The sequence below is a fragment of the Streptomyces sp. NRRL WC-3742 genome, assembly GCF_000720635.1.
Taxonomy (GTDB): Bacteria; Actinomycetota; Actinomycetes; order Streptomycetales; family Streptomycetaceae; genus Kitasatospora.
The window spans coordinates 1-5,017 of record NZ_JOCF01000140.1 but is presented as its reverse complement, the minus strand read 5'-3'; the positions used below and the strand labels follow the sequence as shown (position 1 = coordinate 5,017).

At 72.6% G+C, this 5,017-nt stretch carries 3 protein-coding genes; 2 read left to right on the top strand and 1 reads right to left on the bottom strand.

Features of this window, described 5'->3' with window-relative positions:
- The first annotated feature begins 472 nt into the window (after positions 1-472).
- The gene (locus IH61_RS0139455) at positions 473-922 is read left to right on the top strand and encodes a PTS sugar transporter subunit IIA (protein WP_031079188.1); all 450 of its coding nucleotides are present in this window, start codon (positions 473-475) and stop codon (positions 920-922) included.
- Positions 923-999: 77 nt separating this feature from the next.
- The gene (gene ptsP, locus IH61_RS0139450; protein WP_031079187.1) at positions 1,000-2,670 is read left to right on the top strand and encodes a phosphoenolpyruvate--protein phosphotransferase; all 1,671 of its coding nucleotides are present in this window, start codon (positions 1,000-1,002) and stop codon (positions 2,668-2,670) included.
- A gap of 62 nt (positions 2,671-2,732) precedes the next feature.
- Here ptsP and IH61_RS0139445 read toward each other — a convergent pair whose 3' ends face one another.
- A complete protein-coding gene (locus IH61_RS0139445; protein WP_078911744.1) occupies positions 2,733-4,832 on the bottom strand; it encodes an acetoacetate--CoA ligase in 2,100 nt (699 codons plus the stop codon).
- Positions 4,833-5,017: the final 185 nt, after the last annotated feature.

The window sequence follows — 5,017 nt, the reverse complement described above, 5'->3', positions numbered from 1 at the left end:
GAACGGACGCTTCCTTCGGACCGCCTTCCAGCGGGCCCTCCGGGCGCTTCGTTCTTTCGTGTTTCCAGCTTACCAGATGCTTTCCGCTCCGTTTACCGGCGCTATTCGCATCTGAAATCTGGTGTTAACCGCGAAGTCGCGGCGACTCGACCAACCATAGCGGGTCGTCGGCCCGAGCGCGAATCGAGGCGCACCGGGTGTCACCCGGGCGGCGGCATGATTTGTTGCCCTCGCGAGCATATACAGCAATGGCCCCGATTCGCCAAGATGCCTGTAGAGTGCGGCGCATCGGCCAAGAGGACTAGACCACTAGCGGCCGGTGGGACGCCGACCGACAGAGCGGGCGGGGCGTGGGGCTTCGCCCGGGAATGTCAGCAGTTGTACGAAGTTGACATCAATTAGGCTTCTGTTGATCGTCACGCCGCTGCTCTGCGGCTGCTCGTTCGTACTTGCGCACTTGGGAGGCACAACCATGACCACTGTGACGTCGCCGCTGACCGGACAGGTCGTCGGGCTCGCGAACGTTCCTGACCCGGTCTTCTCCGGTGCGATGGTCGGGCCGGGCACTGCGGTCGACCCGGTGCGCGAGCCGACCGAGGCGGTGGCTCCGGTGGACGGTGTCGTCGTCTCCATGCACCCGCACGCGTTCGTGGTCGTCGACGGCGAGGGCCACGGTGTGCTGACCCACCTCGGCATCGACACGGTGCAGCTGAACGGCGAAGGCTTCGAGCTCCTCGTGAACAAGGGTGACACCGTGACCCGTGGTCAGGCCGTCATCAAGTGGAACCCGGCCGCGGTCGAGGCCGCCGGCAAGTCGCCGATCTCCCCGATCGTGGCGCTGGAGGCGACCCCCGACGCCCTCACCGACGTGCGCGAGAGCGGCGCGGCCGCGGCCGGCGACAAGCTGTTCGGCTGGAACTGAGCTCAACCCCTCCCCCACATCCCCCACACCCGCCCCGCAGGAGAGCCGGGGCGGCCCGGCACTGCGGAGACAGTTAGATGGAGAAGACACTGCGCGGCGTGGGTGTCAGCCACGGGGTCGCGATCGGCCAGGTGCGGCACATGGGCACGGCGGTCCTGGAGCCCCCGGCCACCCAGATCCCGACCGAGGACGCCCCGCGTGAGCAGGCTCGAGCCCAGGCCGCCGTGGAGGCCGTCGCCGCGGACCTGATCGCGCGCGGCAACCTCGCCGGCGGCGAGGCGCAGGCGGTGCTCGAGGCCCAGGCGCTGATGGCGCAGGACCCGGAGCTGATGGCCGACGTGGCCCGCCGGATCGCCGTGGGCAGCAGCGCCGAGCGCGGTGTGTACGACGCCTTCGCCGCGTACCGGGCGCTGCTCGCCTCCGCCGGGGAGTACCTGGCCGGGCGGGTCGCGGACCTGGACGACGTGCGCAACCGGATCGTGGCGCGGCTGCTGGGCGTGCCGATGCCGGGTGTGCCGGACAGCGACGAGCCGTACGTGCTGTTCGCGCGGGACCTCGCGCCGGCCGACACCGCTCTGCTGGACCCGACGCTGGTGCTCGGCTTCGTGACCGAGGAGGGCGGGCCGACCAGCCACAGCGCCATCCTGGCGCGGGCGATGGGCGTTCCGGCCGTGGTCGCGCTGCCGGGGGCGACGGACGTCGCCGAGGGCACCGTCGTTGCGGTGGACGGCAGTTCGGGCGACGTGCTGCTGGAGCCGTCCCAGGAGAAGCAGGACGAGGTGCGGGCGGCCGCCGCCGAGCGTAAGGCGGCGCTGGCCGCCTCCTCCGGCCCGGGGCAGACCTCGGACGGTCACCTGGTGCCGCTGCTGGCCAACGTGGGCGGTCCGGCGGACGTGCCGGCGGCGCTGGAGAACGGCGCGGAGGGCGTGGGCCTGTTCCGTACCGAGTTCCTGTTCCTGGACGACTCTGCGAAGGCTCCCGGTGAGGAGAAGCAGGTCGAGGCGTACCGCAAGGTGCTGGAGGCGTTCCCGGAGGGCCGGGTCGTCGTGCGGGTGCTGGACGCGGGCGCCGACAAGCCGCTGGACTTCCTGACGCCGGCGGACGAGCCGAACCCGGCGCTGGGTGTGCGCGGTCTGCGCACGCTGCTCGAGCACCCGGAGGTGCTGCGCACGCAGCTGCGGGCGCTGGCGACGGCGGCCGAGGGCCTGCCGGTGCACCTCGAGGTGATGGCCCCGATGGTGGCCGACCGCAAGGACGCCAAGGACTTCGCGGACGCGTGTCGTGAGGCCGGGCTGGCCGCCAAGTTCGGTGCGATGGTGGAGATCCCGTCGGCCGCGCTGCGGGCGCGCTCGATCCTCGAGGAGGTCGAGTTCCTCTCGCTGGGGACCAACGACCTCGCCCAGTACACCTTCGCGGCCGACCGCCAGGTCGGTGCCCTGGCGCGGCTGCAGGACCCCTGGCAGCCGGCGCTGCTGGACCTGATCGCCTCGGCCGCCGACGCGGCGCAGGCGGCGGGCAAGAGCTGCGGCGTCTGCGGCGAGGCGGCCTCCGACCCGCTGCTGGCGGTCGTGCTGACGGGTCTGGGCGTCACCAGCCTGTCGATGGGCTCGGCGTCGATCCCGTACGTGCGCAGCGCGCTCGCCAAGTACAGCCTGGCGCAGTGCCGTCGGGCCGCCGAGGCCGCGCGGGCGGCGGACAGTGCCGAGGAGGCGCGGGCCGCGGCTCAGCAGGTGCTCTCCGGCGAGTGAGGTAACAGCGGAAGGAAGGGGCGCTCCCACCACGGCGGTGGGGGCGCCCCTTCGGCGTCGGCTCAGGAGGACCGGCGGTCCCGGCTCAGCTGCTCGAAGAAGCGCAGGTGGTCGAGGTGGTCGACGGAGCCGGGGTTGACGGCCTGCTCCAGGGGGGTGCCGGAGAGGATGCGCTTGACGGGGACCTCGATGCGCTTGCCGGTGAGGGTGTGCGGCAGGCCCCGGACGGCGATGACCTCGTCGGGGACGTGGCGCGGGGAGAGTTCGGTGCGCAGCGAGGTGCGGATGCGGCCGATGAGGTCGTCGTTCAGTTCGGCGCCGGGGGCGAGGACGACGAAGAGCGGCATCCAGTAGCCGCCGTCGGGCTCCTCGAGGCCGATGACCAGGGATTCGGCGATCTCGGGGAGGCGTTCGACGACCTCGTAGATGTCCGAGGAGCCCATGCGGACGCCCTGGCGGTTGAGGGTGGAGTCGGAGCGGCCGTGGATGACGACGGTGCCTCGGGAGGTGACGGTGATCCAGTCGCCGTGGCGCCAGACGCCGGGGTACACGTCGAAGTAGCTGTCGTGGTAGCGGGTGCCCTCGGGGTCGTTCCAGAAGCCGGTGGGCATGGACGGGAGGGGTTCGGTGACGACGAGTTCGCCGACCTCGTCGGTGTGGGGGCGGCCCTGGACGTCCCAGGACTCGACGGCGGCGCCGAGGCAGGGGGCCTGGATCTCGCCGAGGTAGACGGGGAGGGTGGGGACGCCGCCGACGAAGCAGGAGCAGACGTCGGTGCCGCCGCTGACGGAGGCGAGCCAGACGTCCTGCTTGACCTCGTCGTAGATCCAGCGGAAGCCGTCGGGCGGGAGCGGGGAGCCGGTGGTGCCGATGCAGCGGACGGCGGAGAGGTCGAGGTCGGTGCCGGGGTGGAGGTCGGCCTTGCGGCTGGCGATGACGTAGGCCGCGGAGGTGCCGAGGACGGTGGCGCCGGTGCGGGCGGCGACGGACCAGAGGGCGCCGGTGTCGGGATGGCCGGGGCTGCCGTCGTAGGTGACGATCGTGGACCCGACGAGCAGGCCCGCCAGCAGGAAGTTCCACATCATCCAGCCGGTGGAGGTGTACCAGAGGAAGCGGTCCTGGGGGCCGAGGTCGAGGTGGAGGCCGACCTGCTTGAGGTGTTCGAGCAGGATGCCGCCCTGGCTCTGGACGATGGCCTTGGGCAGGCCCGTGGTCCCGGAGGAGTAGAGGACCCAGAGCGGGTGGTCGAAGGGGACGGGCTCGAAGACGGGTTCGGCGTCGCCTGCGACCAGGTCGTCCCAGGCGAGGGCGCCCTCGGGGGCGGGGGCGCCGAGCAGGGGGACGTGGACGACGGTGTGGAGGGTGGGGAGTTCGCGGCGCAGTTCGGCGACGACGTCGGTGCGGTCGTGGTCCTTGCCGCCGTAGTGGTAGCCGTCGACGGCGAAGAGGACGGCGGGCTCGATCTGCTGGAGGCGGTCGAGGACGCTGCGGGCGCCGAAGTCGGGGGCGCAGCTGGTCCAGACGGCGCCGACGGCGGCGGTGGCGAGGAGGGCGACGGCGGCCTGCGGGATGTTGGGCAGGTAGGCGCTGACGCGGTCGCCGGGGCGTACGCCGCGCTCGCGCAGGGCGGCGGAGAGGGAGGCGACCTGGCGGCGCAGCTCGGCCCAGGTGAGGACGGCGGGCTGCTCGGTGGTCTCGTCGAGGTGGAGGATGGCCGGGCGGTCGGCGTTGGCTGCGTCCTCGGCGGCGCGCAGGGCGTGCTCGGCGTAGTTGAGGCGGGCGCCGGGGAACCAGCGGGCGCCGGGCATGGTGGCGTCGGCGAGGACGGCCTCGGGGGCGTCGGTGAAGCGGACGTCGAACCACTGCGTGACCGCTGTCCAGAAGCGGTCGAGGTCGGCGGTGGACCAGGCGTGCAGGTCGGCGTAGCGGCGGGCGGCCTGGTCGTCGTCCTCGGCGGGGGCGAGCGGGGCGGCCGGGGCGCCGTGGTGTTCGGCGGCCCAGGCTTGGAAGGCCACCAGGGTGGTGTCTGCGGCGCGAGCGGGGTTGGGGCGCCAGAGGGGCTGGTCCTGGGGTGGGGTGCTCACGGTGGTGGTCTCCCGGCCGGTGGTGGGGACGGGATTGCTGGTCGCGTCCCGTCCGGTTGGGGTGTCGGTGCAGACCATGCCATGTGATCGCCCGGTGCGCCAGGGTCGGCCGGTCGGCCTGCGGGGTCGGTGGGCGGGGGCTCAGCGGGGGGTGAACTCGCCGTCGAACCAGGCGCGCTTGATGTGGTTGTGGAAGTCCCAGACGAGGGCGGTTTCGGGGGTGGCGAGGAGCCAGCCGGTGGTCTCGTCGGTGGGGCGGGAGG